The organism is Pseudomonas sp. S04 (assembly GCF_009834545.1).
Classification (GTDB): Bacteria; Pseudomonadota; Gammaproteobacteria; order Pseudomonadales; family Pseudomonadaceae; genus Aquipseudomonas.
This window is the reverse complement of record NZ_CP019427.1, coordinates 674,027-690,876: the sequence shown is the minus strand read 5'-3', so window position 1 is coordinate 690,876 and position 16,850 is coordinate 674,027. Positions and strand designations below refer to the sequence as shown.

Annotated in this window: 14 protein-coding genes; 11 read left to right on the top strand and 3 right to left on the bottom strand. The window is 60.8% G+C overall.

All coding sequences use genetic code 11. The annotated features are described in order from the left end of the window. Nucleotides 1–672 precede the first annotated feature (672 nt). The 11 genes from PspS04_RS28020 to PspS04_RS02910 all read left to right on the top strand — a co-directional run bounded on the left by PspS04_RS28020 (nucleotide 673) and on the right by PspS04_RS02910 (nucleotide 14,470). A complete protein-coding gene (locus PspS04_RS28020; RefSeq protein WP_371917604.1) occupies nucleotides 673–1,221 on the top strand; it encodes a methyl-accepting chemotaxis protein in 549 nt (182 codons plus the stop codon). Nucleotides 1,222–1,427: 206 nt separating this feature from the next. Then, on the top strand, nucleotides 1,428–1,880 hold the full coding sequence (gene aroQ / locus PspS04_RS02955) for a type II 3-dehydroquinate dehydratase (protein ID WP_159993541.1): 453 nt from the start codon (nucleotides 1,428–1,430) through the stop codon (nucleotides 1,878–1,880). Between the two features lie 48 nt (nucleotides 1,881–1,928). Then, nucleotides 1,929–2,390, top strand: a complete 462-nt coding sequence (accB, locus tag PspS04_RS02950; protein WP_095170174.1) for an acetyl-CoA carboxylase biotin carboxyl carrier protein — start codon at nucleotides 1,929–1,931, stop codon at nucleotides 2,388–2,390. Between the two features lie 17 nt (nucleotides 2,391–2,407). Then, the gene (accC, locus tag PspS04_RS02945; protein ID WP_095170173.1) at nucleotides 2,408–3,766 is read left to right on the top strand and encodes an acetyl-CoA carboxylase biotin carboxylase subunit; all 1,359 of its coding nucleotides are present in this window, start codon (nucleotides 2,408–2,410) and stop codon (nucleotides 3,764–3,766) included. A gap of 1,014 nt (nucleotides 3,767–4,780) precedes the next feature. Next, on the top strand, nucleotides 4,781–5,659 hold the full coding sequence (gene prmA / locus PspS04_RS02940; RefSeq protein WP_159993539.1) for a 50S ribosomal protein L11 methyltransferase: 879 nt from the start codon (nucleotides 4,781–4,783) through the stop codon (nucleotides 5,657–5,659). A gap of 30 nt (nucleotides 5,660–5,689) precedes the next feature. Continuing rightward, nucleotides 5,690–6,943, top strand: coding sequence for a DUF3426 domain-containing protein (locus tag PspS04_RS02935; protein WP_159993537.1), 1,254 nt, complete (start codon nucleotides 5,690–5,692; stop codon nucleotides 6,941–6,943). 186 nt (nucleotides 6,944–7,129) lie between these two features. Next, nucleotides 7,130–8,140, top strand: a complete 1,011-nt coding sequence (gene dusB, locus PspS04_RS02930) for a tRNA dihydrouridine synthase DusB (RefSeq protein ID WP_095171147.1) — start codon at nucleotides 7,130–7,132, stop codon at nucleotides 8,138–8,140. Beyond that, nucleotides 8,137–8,457 (top strand): DNA-binding transcriptional regulator Fis, encoded by a 321-nt coding sequence (gene fis / locus PspS04_RS02925; RefSeq protein ID WP_003186237.1) that lies wholly within the window; start codon nucleotides 8,137–8,139, stop codon nucleotides 8,455–8,457. Before dusB ends, fis begins: the two co-directional genes overlap by 4 nt. Nucleotides 8,458–8,539: 82 nt before the next feature. Continuing rightward, nucleotides 8,540–10,147, top strand: a complete 1,608-nt coding sequence (purH, locus tag PspS04_RS02920) for a bifunctional phosphoribosylaminoimidazolecarboxamide formyltransferase/IMP cyclohydrolase (RefSeq protein ID WP_159993535.1) — start codon at nucleotides 8,540–8,542, stop codon at nucleotides 10,145–10,147. Nucleotides 10,148–10,300: 153 nt separating this feature from the next. Continuing rightward, nucleotides 10,301–11,593 (top strand): phosphoribosylamine--glycine ligase, encoded by a 1,293-nt coding sequence (gene purD, locus PspS04_RS02915; RefSeq protein WP_159993533.1) that lies wholly within the window; start codon nucleotides 10,301–10,303, stop codon nucleotides 11,591–11,593. Between the two features lie 102 nt (nucleotides 11,594–11,695). Continuing rightward, nucleotides 11,696–14,470 carry a hybrid sensor histidine kinase/response regulator gene (locus PspS04_RS02910; RefSeq protein ID WP_159993531.1) on the top strand — a complete coding sequence of 925 codons (2,775 nt, stop codon included), beginning with the start codon at nucleotides 11,696–11,698 and terminating at the stop codon, nucleotides 14,468–14,470. A 23-nt stretch (nucleotides 14,471–14,493) separates the two neighbouring features. On the opposite strand, the gene PspS04_RS02905 is transcribed toward PspS04_RS02910, so the two are convergent. Genes PspS04_RS02905 through PspS04_RS02895 form a run of 3 tightly spaced genes read right to left on the bottom strand, consistent with a single transcriptional unit; the run spans nucleotide 14,494 to nucleotide 16,667 of the window. Further along, complete coding sequence (locus PspS04_RS02905; RefSeq protein ID WP_159993529.1) at nucleotides 14,494–15,126, bottom strand: hypothetical protein; 633 nt, start codon at nucleotides 15,124–15,126, stop codon at nucleotides 14,494–14,496. Continuing rightward, nucleotides 15,123–15,818, bottom strand: coding sequence for a hypothetical protein (locus PspS04_RS02900; RefSeq protein WP_159993527.1), 696 nt, complete (start codon nucleotides 15,816–15,818; stop codon nucleotides 15,123–15,125). The genes PspS04_RS02905 and PspS04_RS02900 overlap by 4 nt, the downstream gene beginning before the upstream one ends. 60 nt (nucleotides 15,819–15,878) lie before the next feature. Next, nucleotides 15,879–16,667, bottom strand: a complete 789-nt coding sequence (locus PspS04_RS02895) for a hypothetical protein (protein WP_237234960.1) — start codon at nucleotides 16,665–16,667, stop codon at nucleotides 15,879–15,881. Between the last annotated feature and the right edge of the window lie 183 nt (nucleotides 16,668–16,850).

Here is a 16,850-nt window from a genome sequence, read left to right as displayed (position 1 = left end):
GCCCGCTACCCGGCTGAACTGGCCCGAACCCGCGAACAGATCCGCCAACGCAGCGAACTGAGCGCCGCCACCCACCTGAAAATCGACGCCGTGCAGCAGGCCATCGCCGGGCTGGAGCCCGTGGTGCGCGCTCAGCATGGGCAGATTCAAGGCGAAGTGCGCTTGCTCCAGGGCGCGATGATCGGCCTGATTCTGTTGATCGCCCTGCTGATCGACACTCTGCAAAGACGCCTGGCACGAGTCCTGAGCAACCTGGCACCGGCCTTGTCGACCTGGGCCGAAGGGGATTTCAGCGCCGACATCCACTTGGGGGCGACCAACCGTGAACTGCACGACATCGAGGCATCGCTCAATCGCCTGCGCGCCTACCTGGTGGATCTGGTGGGCACCATCCGGCGCAACGCCGAACAAGTCGCCGGCAGCAGCCGTGTGCTGGCCGAACTGAGCAACGAACTGCACAGCGGTGCCGAGCATCAGGCTGGCGACACCGCGCTGATCCGCGACTCCCTGGGCGAGCTGGAAGCCACTATCGTGCAAGTGGCCGGCGATGCCAGCCAGGCGGCCGACGCCAGTCGCCATGCGGGCCTGGCAGTCGCCCACGGGCAGCAGGTGATCGGCATGAGCCTGACCGGGCTGCACGCGTTGGTCGACGAGGTCCAGGGCAATGCCCAGATGATCGAGCACCTGGCCGAGGAGTCAGCGACCATCGGCGGCGTGCTGACAGTGATTCGCTCGATTGCCGACCAGACCAACCTGCTGGCCCTGAACGCCGCCATCGAAGCCGCCCGCGCCGGGGAAATGGGCCGTGGTTTTGCAGTGGTCGCCGAGGAAGTTCGCTCCCTGGCCCAACGCACCGCCGGCGCCACCGCCGAAATCCAGACCCTGATTGCCGGCTTGCAACAGGCGGCGCGCTTGTCGGTGGACGGCATGCGCGCCCAGGTCGAGCACGCCGAGGCCACCGCCAGCCAGGCGCAGGCGGCTGACGGCGCCCTGGATAAAATCGTCGATGCGATCCAGACCATCGCCGATACCGCCGTGCGCATCGCCGATGTCACGGCCCAGCAAAGTGGCGCGGTCAGCGAAATCCGTGATCACAGCGAACGCATTCATCAACTGGGCGGGGACAATCTGCTGCGCATTGGCCAAGGGCGCAGCCAGGGCGAGAACCTGTTGGTGCTGGGTGGGCAACTGCATACGGCAGTGCAGGCCTTTCGTGTTTGAGCGACCTGTTGCAGGCGCTTCGCCTGTCGCCGGGACTTCGCCGAACGTGCAGCCAACTTGAATGACCAGATTTAATCAGTTGGTCATATACTTCGCGCAATCATCGGTAATCGTGCTGGCTATTGCAGAGAACTGGACAGTCATATTTGCTTTGCGGCATAGTCGCCGGGTTCTGATAACTACGCATAGATCACAAGGAACAGCAGATGGCGACCCTACTGGTGCTGCACGGCCCCAACCTGAACCTGCTCGGCACCCGTGAACCGGGCGTCTACGGGGCTGTGACCCTGGCCCAGATCAATCAGGACCTGGAACAGCGGGCACGTAACGCCGGCCATCATTTGCTCTACCTGCAAAGCAACGCCGAGTATGAATTGATCGATCGTATTCACGCAGCTCGTGTCGAGGGCGTGGACTTCATCCTGATCAATCCAGCAGCTTTTACGCATACAAGTGTCGCATTACGTGACGCGCTGCTGGCGGTGAGCATCCCATTCATCGAAGTGCATTTGTCTAACGTGCACAAACGCGAACCTTTCCGCCATCACTCTTACTTCTCCGACGTAGCGGTGGGAGTGATCTGCGGCCTTGGCGCCAGCGGTTATCGACTGGCCCTGGAGGCCGCCCTGGAACAGCTTGAAAGACCGGCAACGGCTTGAACAACAAGCGTTAAACGCCCCTGACCGACCCTTGGGAGTTGATGATTCATGGATATCCGTAAAGTTAAGAAACTGATCGAACTGCTGGAAGAGTCCGGCATCGACGAGCTCGAGATCAAGGAAGGCGAAGAGTCCGTACGTATCAGCCGCCACAGCAAGACTCCAGCCCAGCAGTACTACGCTCCGGCGCCAATGGCTGCACCTGTTGCCGCCCCGGTTGCTGCAGCGCCTGCTGCTGCCGCTGCACCTGCCGCTCCGGCCGCACCCGTGCTCAACGGCACCGTGGCCCGCTCGCCAATGGTAGGTACCTTCTATCGCAAGTCTTCGCCGACTTCGCCGTCCTTCGTTGAAGTAGGCCAAAGCGTGAAGAAAGGCGACACCCTGTGCATCGTCGAAGCCATGAAGATGATGAACCACATCGAAGCTGAAACCAGCGGTGTGATCGAATCCATCCTCGTTGAAGACGGCCAGCCGGTTGAGTACGACCAACCGCTGTTCACCATCGTTTGAACCGCGGAGTGCCTTTGATGACTGCGAAGTTGGAAAAAGTCCTGATCGCCAACCGCGGTGAAATTGCCCTGCGGATCCTGCGCGCCTGCAAAGAGATGGGTATCAAGACCGTCGCCGTTTACTCCAAGGCCGACAAGGAGCTGATGCACCTGGGCCTGGCAGACGAATCCGTTTGCATCGGTCCGGCATCGGCCGCGCACTCTTACCTGCACATCCCGGCAATCATCGCCGCAGCCGAAGTGACCGGCGCTACCGCCATTCACCCAGGCTACGGGTTCCTCGCGGAAAACGCCGACTTCGCCGAACAGGTGGAGAACTCCGGTTTTGCCTTCATCGGCCCGAAAGCTGAAACCATCCGCCTGATGGGCGACAAGGTTTCGGCCAAGCACGCCATGATCGCTGCCGGCGTACCCACCGTTCCAGGCTCCGACGGCCCGCTGCCCGAAGACGAAGAAACCGCTCTGCGCATCGGTCGCGAAGTGGGCTACCCGGTGATCATCAAGGCCGCTGGCGGCGGCGGTGGTCGCGGCATGCGCGTGGTGCATAAAGAAGAAGACCTGATCTCCTCGGCACAACTGACCCGCTCCGAAGCAGGCGCGGCGTTCGGCAACCCGATGGTCTATCTGGAAAAATTCCTGACCAACCCACGTCACGTGGAAGTCCAGGTGCTTTCCGATGGCCAGGGCCACGCCATCCACCTGGGTGACCGCGATTGCTCGCTGCAACGTCGCCACCAGAAAGTTCTCGAAGAAGCGCCGGCACCGGGCATCGACGAGAAGGCTCGCCAGGAAGTCTTCGCCCGCTGCGTCAAGGCGTGCATCGACATCGGCTACCGTGGCGCCGGCACCTTCGAGTTCCTGTACGAGAATGGCGCGTTCTATTTCATCGAAATGAACACCCGCGTTCAGGTTGAGCACCCGGTTTCGGAAATGGTCACCGGTATCGACATCGTCAAGGAGATGCTGAGCATCGCCGCTGGCAACAAGCTGTCGTTCACCCAGGATGACGTGGTCATCCGCGGTCACGCGCTGGAGTGCCGGATCAACGCCGAAGACCCGAAAACCTTCATGCCGAGCCCGGGCACGGTCAAGCATTTCCACGCGCCAGGCGGCAACGGCGTTCGCGTCGATTCGCACCTGTACAGTGGTTATGCCGTTCCGCCGAACTACGACTCGCTGATTGGCAAGCTGATCACTTACGGGGCAACCCGTGACGAAGCCATGGCGCGCATGCGCAATGCGCTGGACGAAATCGTGGTTGACGGGATCAAGACCAACATCCCGCTGCACCGCGACCTGGTCCGCGATGAAGGCTTCTGCAAAGGGGGCGTGAACATTCACTACCTCGAGCACAAGCTGGCGGGCGAGAAGCACTAAGCTTCGAAGCTGCACCTGACAAAGCCGCCTTCGGGCGGCTTTGTTGTTTCTGCACCATCCACCTTGTGGGAGCGGGCCGGGCGGCGCTCCGCTTGCCCGCGCAGGGCATAGGTATCTACACAACTGTGGTGCGACGTTGCACCTGCTTGCGTAGTGACCTCTGGGCCGACCAGGATGCTGGATCCTGGTCCGAGTACATATCCATTTCTTCGGTAACGGCCTCCTATGGTTCCGCCTGACGGCGGCTCACTTTTGAACAGCGCAAAAGTAAGCAAAACGCTCTTACCCCACCACTCGGTGCCTCGCTTAGGCTCGGCATGCCCGTACTCCGACATTGATTTGGGGGGCCGCCGCAATGGGCCCTCCCTGGCCCAGTGCGGCTAAACCGGCGTCCTGCCGGTTTACCCCCCAAATCAATATCGGAGTACGGCCAGCGTGGTTAACGGGCGCCCAGGATCAAAAACAAAGCGAGGCGGCCTGAAAGCCGACCTGATCGCTAGGGCATGCGCGGTGTCGCTTCTACTTCCCAAGACGCTGACGAAGTCAGCAATCTTTTGATCTGGCTCTGGCTCTGGCTCTGGCTTTGGCTTTTGATCCTGGGCGCCCCGTTAACCACGCTGGCCGAACGCAGGCTTGAAGCCGTGGGTAACCCGGCAGGACGCCGGGTTAGCCGCCCCGCGCCATGGATGGCGCGTGGCGGCGGCCCACGGATTCAAGCCGGAGTGAGGGCACACCGAGCCCAAGCGAGGTGCCAAGTGGTGGGGCAAGAGCCTTTTGCTTACTTTTGGGCTCCTCCAAAAGTGAGCCGCTGTAAAAGCGGAACCATAGGTGGCCGTTACCGCAAAAATGGATATGTACTCCGCCTAATCCAACACCCCCCCAGAGGCCGCCACGCAAGCAAGCTCCCTCGCCCCAGCTCACACCCCACTCCCACAAAACCTTCGCGCTCGCGTAAACTTGCGGGCTTCTCGCAGACCGCTAGGCTGCAATCAATATTTTTCAAAGGTGCCCGCCATGCCTTGGCTGCAAGTCCGTCTCGCCATCAGCCCAGAACAAGCCGAAACCTACGAAGACGCTTTCCTTGAAGTGGGCGCCGTCTCGGTGACCTTCATGGACGCCGAAGATCAGCCGATCTTCGAGCCGGAACTGAACACCACCCCGCTGTGGTCGCACACTCACCTGCTGGCCCTGTTTGAAGGTGGCACCGAGCCTGGCCCGGTGCTGGCTCACCTTCAGCTGCTGACCGGCGGCCCGCTGCCCGAGCATCACAGCGAAGTGATCGAAGACCAGGACTGGGAACGCAGCTGGATGGATGGCTTCCAGCCGATGCAGTTCGGCCAACGCCTGTGGATCGTGCCAAGCTGGCACGCCGCCCCCGAGCCCGACGCGGTAAACCTGCTGTTGGATCCGGGCCTGGCGTTTGGCACCGGTACTCACCCGACCACCGCGCTGTGCCTGGAGTGGCTCGACGGCCAGGACCTGCAAGATTGCAACGTGCTGGACTTCGGCTGCGGCTCGGGGATCCTGGCCATTGCCGCCCTGCTGCTCGGCGCGAAACAAGCGGTCGGCACCGATATCGACGTGCAAGCGCTGGAAGCATCGCGCGACAACGCCGGGCGCAACAACATTGCCGAAGAGCTGTTCCCACTGTACCTGCCACAAGATCTGCCACCGGTGCAGGCCGATGTGCTGGTCGCCAACATTCTGGCCGGCCCCCTGGTTTCACTGGCACCGCAACTGTCCAGCCTGGTCAAGTCCGGCGGACGCCTGGCGCTGTCGGGGATCCTTGCCGAGCAAGGTGACGAGGTCGCTGGTGCTTATGCCCAGGACTTTGATCTCGACCCGATCGCCAATCGCGACGGCTGGGTGCGTATTACCGGCCGTCGGCGCTAGAATGAGCGCTTGCAGACTCCGGATGGCCGCATGACCGACAGCTTCGTCACTCAATGCCCGCACTGTCAGACCAGTTTTCGCGTCAGCCACACTCAATTGAGCGTGGCTCGCGGGGTGGTTCGTTGCGGCTCGTGCCTGCAAGTGTTCAACGCCGCCCGCCAGTTGCTCGAGCAACGCCAGGGTCAGCAAGCAGCCCCGCTTACCCCGCCGCCGGTCATACCTGCTCCCGAGCAACGAGCGATCAGCCAGAAGCAGTGGACCGCCGCCGAGCTTGACCTGGACCACCTCGACCTCGACGAGGAACTGGCCCGGCTGGAGCAGCGGGAAATCCAGCCGACCAAGGAGTTCGGCCAGGAGCGCAAGCCTCGGGAAGACTCGCTCAGTGCCCGGCGCGACAGCGGCGAAAGCGAAGAACCCTGGTCCGACAGCCTGTTCAGCGAGTCTGCCGCCGAACGCGCCTTGACCAACGACGACAGCCCGGCAACAGGCAACGTCTCGATCGACGATCTCGACGAACCCCACACCTCCTCACGCACCGAGCCTTCGCTGTCGCTGGTCGATCTTGATGACGACGAACCCGAGGCTCCGCAACTGCGCCTTGAGCCTGTGGAAGAGGACGCCAGGCCGGACCAGCGCCACGAACGGCTGTCCGCCACCGATGACGACGAGCTGGAAGATCAGCCCCAGGTTATCGAACCGCCGCGCAAGAAACGCCCGCGCAACGAGTCCGCCCGCCATGATGAAGTGCTGCAGGACCTGGTCGACGACCCGTTGCAACTGGACTGGCAAAAGCGCCGCTCGCCCTGGGGCCGACGCCTGTTCTGGGGCTTGATGGTGCTGCTGGCGGGCGGCGCCCTGGCCGGCCAGTACATCGCCTACCACTTCGACGAACTGGCCCGCCAGGACCAGTACCGCCCCTGGTTCCAGCAACTGTGCCCACAGATTGGCTGCAATGTGCCGTCCAAGGTCGACATCGCCAAAATCAAGAGCAGTAACCTGGTGGTGCGCAGCCACCCGGACTTCAGCGGCGCCCTGGTGGTGGACGCCATCATCTATAACCGTGCGCCGTTCTCCCAGCCGTTCCCGCTGCTGGAGTTGCGATTTGCCGACCTCAACGGCCACCTGATCGCCAGTCGGCGATTCAAGCCGGGGGAATACCTCAATGGCGACCTTGCCGGCCTGGCGGAGATGCCGCCACAAACGCCGATCCACATCGCCCTGGACATCCTCGACCCCGGCTCCAAGGCCGTGAATTACAGCCTCAGCTTTCACTCGCCCGAGTGAATCGGTTCAGTGTCCTGCCTTTGACGGTGGCTTTCTGACGGCTGGCGAGGCGCACCAAACTACTGGCAATAACAAAGTAACTGTTCAGATTTTATCCAATTCAGCCTTTAACCAGTCATCGAGAGCGGGTATCATGCCAACCCTTTTTCGAACTCTCATGATCCGACCCCACAACAGGGAAGTCCTATGTCGGCGGTACGCATCGGCCCATATACATTGCACAACGGCTTGATTCTCGCCCCGATGGCGGGCGTCACCGACCAGCCCTTTCGTCAGCTGTGCAAGCGACTGGGCGCAGGGTTAGTAGTTTCGGAAATGGTAACCAGCGACATGAGCTTGTGGAACACCCGCAAGTCGCGCCTGCGCATGGTCCACGAAGGTGATCCCGAGCCTCGCTCGGTACAGATCGCCGGTGGTGATGCACAGATGCTGGCGGACGCGGCCCGGGCCAACGTCGAGCTGGGCGCACAGATTATTGATATCAACATGGGCTGTCCGGCAAAGAAGGTCTGCAACAAGGCCGCCGGGTCCGCCCTGTTGAAAGATGAAGCACTGGTGACCGAGATCCTGCAGGCCGTGGTGGCTGCGGTTGATGTGCCGGTCACCTTGAAGATCCGCACCGGCTGGGACCGGGCAAACAAGAACGGCCTGACCGTGGCGAAGATCGCCGAGCAGGCCGGGATCACGGCGCTGGCGGTGCACGGGCGCACCCGTGCCGACCTGTACACCGGGGACGCCGAGTACGACACCATTGCCGCGATCAAGCAGGCGGTGTCGATTCCGGTGTTCGCCAATGGCGACATCGACTCGCCCGAGAAGGCCCGGCACGTGCTTGACGCGACCGGTGCCGATGGCCTGCTGATAGGCCGGGCTGCCCAGGGGCGGCCATGGATTTTTCGTGAGATCGAGCATTTCCTGCGTACCGGCGAAAAACTGCCGGCTCCGCAGCTGAGCGAAGTGGAACGTATTCTGCTTGAGCATCTGGCCGCACTCCATGCTTTTTATGGAGACGTCATGGGCGTACGCATTGCGCGCAAGCATGTCGGCTGGTATCTCGCAACCTTGCCGGGCGCCAGGGAATTTCGCGCCCACTTCAATCGTTTGGATGGAACGGAAACACAATGCGCCAACGTCCGGGAGTTTTTTGCCGAGCGTTATAAGAGCCTGACAGGGGACGGAGAAGGGGTGGCCGCATGACGATGATGACCGAGACTTTAGTGAGTGGAACAACACCCGTGAGCGACAACGTGAATTTGAAACAGCACCTCAATACGCCGAGCGAAGAAGGCCAGACCCTTCGCGGGAGTGTCGAGAAGGCGCTGCACAATTATTTCGCCCACCTTGAGGGCGCTGCCGTCACGGATGTGTACAACCTGGTGCTCTCCGAAGTCGAGGCTCCCCTGCTCGAAAGCGTGATGAACTACGTCAAGGGTAACCAGACCAAGGCCAGTGAGCTGCTGGGACTGAACCGCGGCACCCTGCGCAAGAAACTCAAGCAGTACGATTTGCTGTAAGCATTTAATCAAACCAGAAAGGCGCCCGCGTAAAACCGGTCGCCTTTTTTGCTGACTTCCTTTGCTTTTGATGGAAATTGAGATGACCGACCAGACTACCCGCCTGCCGATCCGCCGCGCCTTGATCAGCGTTTCCGACAAGACCGGGATCCTCGAATTCGCCAAGGAGCTTGAAGCCCTTGGGGTTGAGATCCTCTCCACCGGTGGGACGTTCAAGCTGCTGCAGGACAATGGCGTAGCCGCTGTGGAAGTCGCGGATTACACCGGTTTTGCCGAAATGATGGACGGTCGGGTGAAGACCCTGCACCCGAAAATCCACGGTGGGATCCTCGGTCGTCGCGGTATCGACGACGCGATCATGAACGAGCACGGCATCAAGCCGATCGATCTGGTGGCGGTCAACCTGTACCCGTTCCAAGCCACCATCAACAAGCCGGGCTGCGACCTGCCGACCGCGATCGAGAACATCGACATCGGCGGCCCGACCATGGTCCGTTCGGCAGCCAAAAACCACAAAGACGTAGCGATCGTGGTGAATGCCAGCGATTACGCCAGCGTCCTGGAAAACCTCAAGGCCGGCGGCCTGACCTACGCCCAGCGTTTCGACCTGATGCTCAAGGCGTTTGAACACACCGCCGCCTACGACGGCATGATCGCCAACTACATGGGCACCGTGAATCAGGCGGCTGACACCCTCAGCACCGAAGGTCGCAGCGAATTCCCGCGCACCTTCAACAGCCAGTTCGTCAAGGCCCAGGAAATGCGTTACGGCGAGAACCCGCACCAGAGCGCGGCGTTCTACGTAGAAGCGACGCCTGCCGAAGTCGGGATCGCCACTGCGACCCAACTGCAGGGCAAGGAACTGTCGTACAACAACGTGGCCGATACCGACGCCGCGCTGGAGTGCGTGAAGAGCTTCGTCAAGCCAGCCTGCGTGATCGTCAAGCACGCCAACCCGTGCGGCGTAGCGGTCAGCCCGGACGCCGAAGGCGGTATTCGCCAGGCCTACGAGCTGGCCTACGCCACCGACACCGAATCGGCCTTCGGCGGCATCATCGCGTTCAACCGCGAACTGGATGCTGAAACCGCCAAAGCCATCGTCGAGCGTCAGTTCGTCGAAGTGATCATCGCCCCGAGCGTCAGCGCCGAGGCCCGCGCCATCGTTGCGGCCAAGGCCAATGTGCGCCTGCTGGCCTGCGGCGAGTGGTCGGCTGAGCGTGCCGCTGCCTGGGACTACAAGCGCGTCAACGGCGGCCTGCTGGTACAGAGCCGCGACATCGGCATGATCGGCGCCGACGACTTGAAAGTCGTGACTCAGCGCGCACCGACCGAACACGAGATCAACGACCTGATCTTCGCCTGGAAAGTGGCCAAGTACGTCAAGTCCAACGCCATCGTCTACGCCAAGAACCGCCAGACCATCGGGGTCGGCGCTGGCCAGATGAGCCGTGTGAACTCGGCCCGTATCGCTGCGATCAAGGCTGAACACGCCGGCTTGCAGGTAGTCGGTTCGGTGATGGCTTCCGACGCGTTCTTCCCGTTCCGCGACGGCCTGGACAACGCAGCCAAGGCCGGCGTGACCGCGGTGATCCAGCCAGGTGGCTCGATGCGTGATGCAGAAGTGATCGCAGCGGCCGATGAAGCCGGCATCGCGATGGTCTTCACCGGCATGCGCCACTTCCGTCACTGATTAACCGATTCCCTGTGGGAGCGGGCTTGCCCGCGATGCAGACACCTCGGTTTTTCAGATGGACCGCAGTGATGCTATCGCTGGCAAGCCAGCTCCCACAGAAAAGCGCCCCTGCGGTGCTCCACAGAATTAGCGTCATCCGAGGTTTTTGAAATGAATGTTTTGATCATTGGCAGCGGTGGCCGTGAACACGCCCTGGCCTGGAAAGTGGCTCAGGATCCGCGTGTGCAGAAGGTTTTCGTGGCACCCGGCAACGCCGGTACCGCCATTGAAGCCAAGTGCGAAAACGTCGCGATCGACGTCCTGGCCCTTGAACAACTGGCAGACTTTGCCGAGCAGAACGTCGCCCTGACCATCGTCGGCCCGGAAGTCCCGCTGGTGGCTGGCGTGGTTGACCTGTTCCGCTCCCGTGGCCTGGATTGCTTCGGCCCAACCGCCGGCGCGGCCCAGCTGGAAGGCTCCAAGGCCTTCACCAAGGACTTCCTGGCGCGCCACAAGATCCCGACTGCCGATTACCAGAACTTCACCGAGATCGAGCCAGCCCTGGCTTACTTGCGTGAAAAAGGTGCGCCGATCGTGATCAAGGCCGACGGCCTGGCTGCCGGTAAAGGCGTGATCGTCGCCATGACCCTGCAGGAAGCCGAAGACGCGGTGCGCGACATGCTCGCCGGCAATGCCTTCGGTGACGCCGGTTCGCGCGTGGTGATCGAAGAGTTCCTCGACGGCGAAGAAGCCAGCTTCATCGTCATGGTCGACGGCAAGAACGTCCTGCCGATGGCCACCAGCCAGGACCACAAGCGTGTGGGCGATGGCGACACCGGTCCGAACACCGGCGGCATGGGGGCCTACTCCCCGGCGCCAGTGGTCACCAGCGAAGTGCATCAGCGGGTCATGGACCTGGTGATCTGGCCGACCGTGAAGGGCATGGCGGCCGAAGGCAACGTCTACACCGGCTTCCTGTATGCAGGCCTGATGATCGACAAGGCCGGCAATCCGAAGGTCATCGAATTCAACTGCCGTTTCGGCGACCCTGAGACCCAACCGGTGATGCTGCGCCTGCAGTCGAGCCTGGTGCTGCTGGTCGAAGCGGCACTGGCCCAAGCGCTGGACAAGGTCGAAGCCCAGTGGGATCCACGCCCAAGCGTCGGCATCGTCCTGGCTGCGGGTGGCTATCCAGCTGACTACGCCAAGGATGATGTGATCCAGGGCCTGGATGCAGCCGCCACACTGGAAGGCAAAGTCTTCCACGCCGGCACTGCGCTCAAGGACGGTAACGTCGTGACTGCCGGTGGCCGGGTGCTCTGCGCCACGGCGATGGGCGCCAGCGTCGATGCCGCCCAGCAGCAAGCCTACCAACTGGCTGCCAAGATCAATTGGACCGGCTGCTTCTATCGCAAGGACATTGGCTACCGCGCCATTGCCCGCGAGCGTGGCGAAAACCAGTAATAAGCCAGCCGTTCGGCCAGGCAAGGGCCGCTGGTCCTTGCCGCCCTGTTCCAGGCCCGCGCATAGTTGTAATCTGGCATCAACCTAAGAAGGGATTCCGCCGTGCGCTGGCTCAGGATTGCCATTGGCTTGACCGTCACCCTACTGACCCTGCTCTGCATGCTCCCGGCCCAGGCCACGCAAGGCAGTGGCTGGGCGGTATTGCTCGACGAACACGGCAGCCTGCAACTGACCGACATCCGCTCGGCCCGCTACACCAATCAATTCAGCCCGATTGAACTGGACCAGATCACCGCCGCCGACCCCGATGGCGCGCTGTGGCTGCGCTTTCGGCTCAATCCTGGCAAACACGAACAACTGCTGCGCATCTTCGCCCCCGACCTGGTGCACCTGGACCTCTATGTGCTGGACGGCGACACGCTGATCGAGCAGACCCACAGTGGCAACGACCAGGCACTGAGTACCCGCCCGCTGCCCAGCACCGACTTCATGGTGCCGCTGCCGCAGGTCCAGCAACCACTCGACGTATATCTACGCTTGGTGTCCGAACACCAGTTGCGGCCCTACATCACCCTGCAATCAGCGGTCATGTCTGCCGCCAACCAGACCCAGACGCTGATCTACGGCCTGTTGTTCGGTTGCATCGCCATGCTGATCCTGCACAACCTCACGCGCTATGCCTTCACCCGCTCGCAAACCTGCCTGTGGCTCGCGGCGTGTGAAGGCCTGCTGATGCTGGGCATGCTCCTGCTGTTGAACCTGGCCGGCCCATGGCTACCCGACTGGCATGCCCTGCAAACCCCCGACGCCTACCTGGCCCTGTTACTGACGGCGCCGTGCGGGCTGATGTTCACCTATCGGTTCTTTACCCCGCTGGGCCCGCACCCGCTGAACAAGCTGCTGATGGGCGATATCCTGTTCATTGTCCTGTGCAGCCTGTTGTTGCTGTTCGTCGAGACCTTGCCGCTGAACCTGATGACCTATGCACTGGTCGCGCTGGCCGGCCTGAGCATGCTCCTGGTCAGCGCCTACCACTGGCAGCAGGGCTACCGACCGGCCCGCTTCTTCGTCATCGCGATGGTGGTGTTCAACCTCGGCACGCTGATCATCTTGCCGGCGCTGCTGGGCCTGACAGTGGTCGCCCCGCAAAGCCTGATCACCGCCTTGTTGGCCTTTATCGGACTGAGCGGCCTGCTGATGGGGATTGCGCTGACCGAGCGCCAGCGCAGCATCATCGAGAACCGCTTCAGCATCAGCCGCGACCTGGCCGCCAGCAATGCCGAAATCAACGCCAAGGCCGAGTTCCTGGCGAAAATCAGCCATGAAATTCGCACCCCGATGAATGGCGTACTGGGCATGACCGAACTACTGCTGGGCACGCCACTGTCAGTCAAGCAGCGCGACTACGTGCAGACCATCCACAGCGCCGGCAACGAACTGCTGACGCTGATCAACGAGATCCTCGACATCTCCAAGCTGGAGTCCGGGCAAATCGAGCTGGATGACGTGCAGTTCGACCTCAACGCCCTGGTCGACGACTGCCTGAGCATCTTCCGCGCCAAGGCCGAGCAGCAGAACGTCGAGCTCATCAGCTTCATCCAGCCCCAGGTGCCACGCGTGATCAGCGGCGACCCGACACGCCTGCGCCAGACCCTGCTGAGCCTGCTGGAAAACGCACTGAAAAAAACCGAGGAAGGCGAGATCCTGATCGTTGTCGCCCTCGATGAGCGCAGCAGCAAACCGCGCCTGCGCATCGCCGTGCAGGACAGCGGGCTGCCCATGGAGGCGCAAGAACGTGAAGCCTTGATGCACGCAGAACTGCACAGCAAGAACTTCCTCTCCGCGACACCCCTGGGCGGCAACCTGGGCCTGGTGATTGCCCGCCAGTTGATCCTGTTGATGCACGGCGAGTTCGGCATCAAGTGCGGCAGCAATCAGGGCAATACACTGTGGCTGACCTTGCCCCTGGACCCGGACCGTCTCGAACACCCGACCTCCGACCTCGACAGCCCGCTGCAAGGCGCACGGGTGCTGGTGGTGGACGACAACGACACCTGCCGCAAGGTCCTGGTGCAGCAATGCACGGCTTGGGGCCTGAATGTCAGTGCCGTGCCTTCCGGCAAGGAAGCCCTGGCCTTGCTGCGTACCAAGGCGCACCTGCGCGATTATTTCGACGTGGTCCTGCTGGACCAGAACATGCCCGGCATGACCGGCATGCAGCTGGCCGCCAAGATCAAGGAAGACCCGAGCCTGAATCACGACATCCTGCTGATCATGCTCACCGGTATCAGCAACGCCCCGAGCAAGATCATCGCGCGCAACGCCGGGATCAAGCGCATCCTGGCCAAGCCCGTGGCCGGATATACGCTCAAGACCACCCTGGCCGACGAGTTGACCCAACGCAACAAAGGTCAGGCCGTCTCCCCGTCCCTGCCCGGCAACCAACCCCTGGAGGTCAGTGTGCCCAGCGACTTCCGCATCCTGGTCGCCGAAGACAACAGCATCTCGACCAAAGTGATTCGCGGCATGCTGGGCAAACTCAACCTGCAACCGGATACCGCCAGCAACGGCGAAGAAGCCTTGAAGGCGATGAAGGCCCAGCGTTATGACCTGGTGTTGATGGATTGCGAAATGCCGATCCTCGACGGTTTTTCCGCCACCCAGCAATTACGCGCCTGGGAAGTCGGCAACCAACGCACTCGGACCCCAGTGGTAGCACTGACCGCGCACATCCTCGCCGAACACAAGGAGCGCGCACGCCAGGCCGGCATGGACGGGCACATGGCCAAGCCGGTGGAGCTGTCGCAACTGCGTGAGCTGGTCGAGTACTGGGTGGTCCAGCGCGATCAGCACAATCGCAACACATCGCCCGTCTGATCAATCCCCTCGCTGCGTCCCAGTCAAATCGACAGCCCGCGGATGGACGTGAGTGATTGCTCCAGGACCGCTTTTTTAACTTTCTCGCGAAACAGCGCGTAGTAAAGCGTATTGAAGGTCAGCAACGCCATCTGCTCCCTGCTCTCTCGCACCTGTTCTTGCGCGAATAGAAACTGCGGAGCGCTTCGATACAGCCTGAACTGTCGGTGGTAGAGACCCAGGTCGATCTTGTTCGGGCCGTTGGCGATGCAGGGAATCAACTGAAAGACCCCCACCTCCTGGTTCAGGCTGCTGGACTCGAACAACTCGAGCGCCTGTGAGTTGCGCTCCAGAGCATCGATGGCCCGACTGATGGGACTGGAAAAAACCGCACCCAGGCGATTTGAAATCTGCTGGATGGCTAGCTGGCTCATCGTGTCAGCGGAGGTCCCCGGCAGTCTCGCAGGTTTTGGCACATCCCAGCCGATGAACTTGAGCGTGTTGCGGTAATACTCAAACCAGTCGCCTTCCAGGCCATCGGCAACTGCCGCGCGGGTCGCCCTTTGCGCGTACAGGGTACTGAGGTAAATGTCTTCCCGATGGGACTCCGGTAAATCACCGGCAAAGGCGATCAGGCTGCCACCCACCACGGCGGCTTGTGCAGTGGTATCGATCATGAGCGGCCCTCCACCGTGAAGGGTTTACAGGTGACATCGGTGATTTCACCCAGCTTCGCAAGGTTGTCGCTCAGTTTATCCCTGAGTTTCAGGTCAACCGCCTCACGAGCCCGTGCATAAAGGAGTTCGGAAAGATTCGCCCGCGCCTGGCGAATGCATACAGGGCCCACCACCTCCTCAACGCAAAATGCCTGCGACCAGGGGTTTGCGCTCAGCACCTGGCGAGTCTGGAAGACGATATACAGGCTGATGATCGAGGTTGGCGTCAGCGCCAGGATCGCCAACAGACGCACGTCCTGCAGGGCTGGACTGGCGTTTCCAGGCAGCTCGCCAATGGCTGCAACGGAGCTGTTCAAGTGCGCTATATGGGGCAGGAAAGCGGCAAAAACCTGCCCCGAACGATCTTTGCAATTGGTCATCATCCCGGCTGCCCACTCCAAGGGGGAACTGCCACTCTGGGGTCCCAGGGAAAAATGCTGCTGCGCCTTGAGCGAGCGTATCCAAAAATCATCGACCACCTGCAGATAGGCGTCGTACCAATCGACAGCCGCCTTCATCTGCATTTTTTTATTAGCCACCAGTTGGGCCAACAGGCACGATTTGACGACATCAGAACACGTGGCCAGGCCATTGGCTCCGGGCAATGCAACAACCGCATCCCTTACTGCATACACCATGTAATGCTGTTCCATAGCAAACCCCCAAAACTAAAAGGGCAGCCACTGCATGGCTCCCCTTTTATTTTTATTCCGTTAAATTTGGTAGTTGGAGATCTTGGTTTTTGCGTTGATACCTAACTTCTCTAGAATGACCTCGCGGGTCACCTCGACAATTGCCGGCACTTTCCTGAATACCGACTCACCGCGATACAGTTTCACATCGCGAGAATCCCAGTCGGCAAACATAACCTGGCTCGAAGTATTCTTGCGAATAAACCGCACGGTCCCCAAGGCCAGTGTCACTTCACCATTGATTTCCGTACAGGTTCCGGCCGCGGTACCGCCTACGCCATTTTCAAGCATGTTGCGCTCATACAGGGTCAGCGCGGTTTCGCGCTTTTTCAGTGCGTTGATGGCGGAACTTGCCACTTTCAGCATCAGTGCGGAGGTAGAACCCGGCAAGGCAATCCCGCCCACGACAGCCCCAAGGATCTCCAGGACCAATTCATCCATGCGCACCGAGTTACCCCCGATATTGATGTCGTTATAAAACTTCTGGGTGGGCAGCCAACCGGCATCGGTCATGACCTGGACAAAATGGTAGTACCACTCCTTACCCTGCTCCTCGCGCGGAAATGCTTTGTTCGACGCCAGCGTTGCAAAAAGAAACGCGTGCATGACATCGTCGATATTTTGCCCAGCGAGATTACCGGTAAAAGACAAAACACCCTCCCCGACAACAGCAGCTTTTTCCGGCGCCTCAACTTCCGGCAAAGCAAAACTGCGGGAGCGTAGAGTCGAGGAGTTCGCTATCTCATAACTCCTGATACGTTCAACACATCCGACGGCAGTCATTCCATACACACCATCAACAACATTCATGACCAGCTCCTTGATTATAATTCCAGCCTCTTCATGAGACTGCAAAGCGACCATAAACAGGAACAAGGAAAATCACAAACTGCAACCTGTAACTTTCCAATAACAACTGTCACCCAAGCATCGAACTACCTAAACAAAATAACTAACTACGTACCGACAAAATAATCATTGATCTCCCAGCCA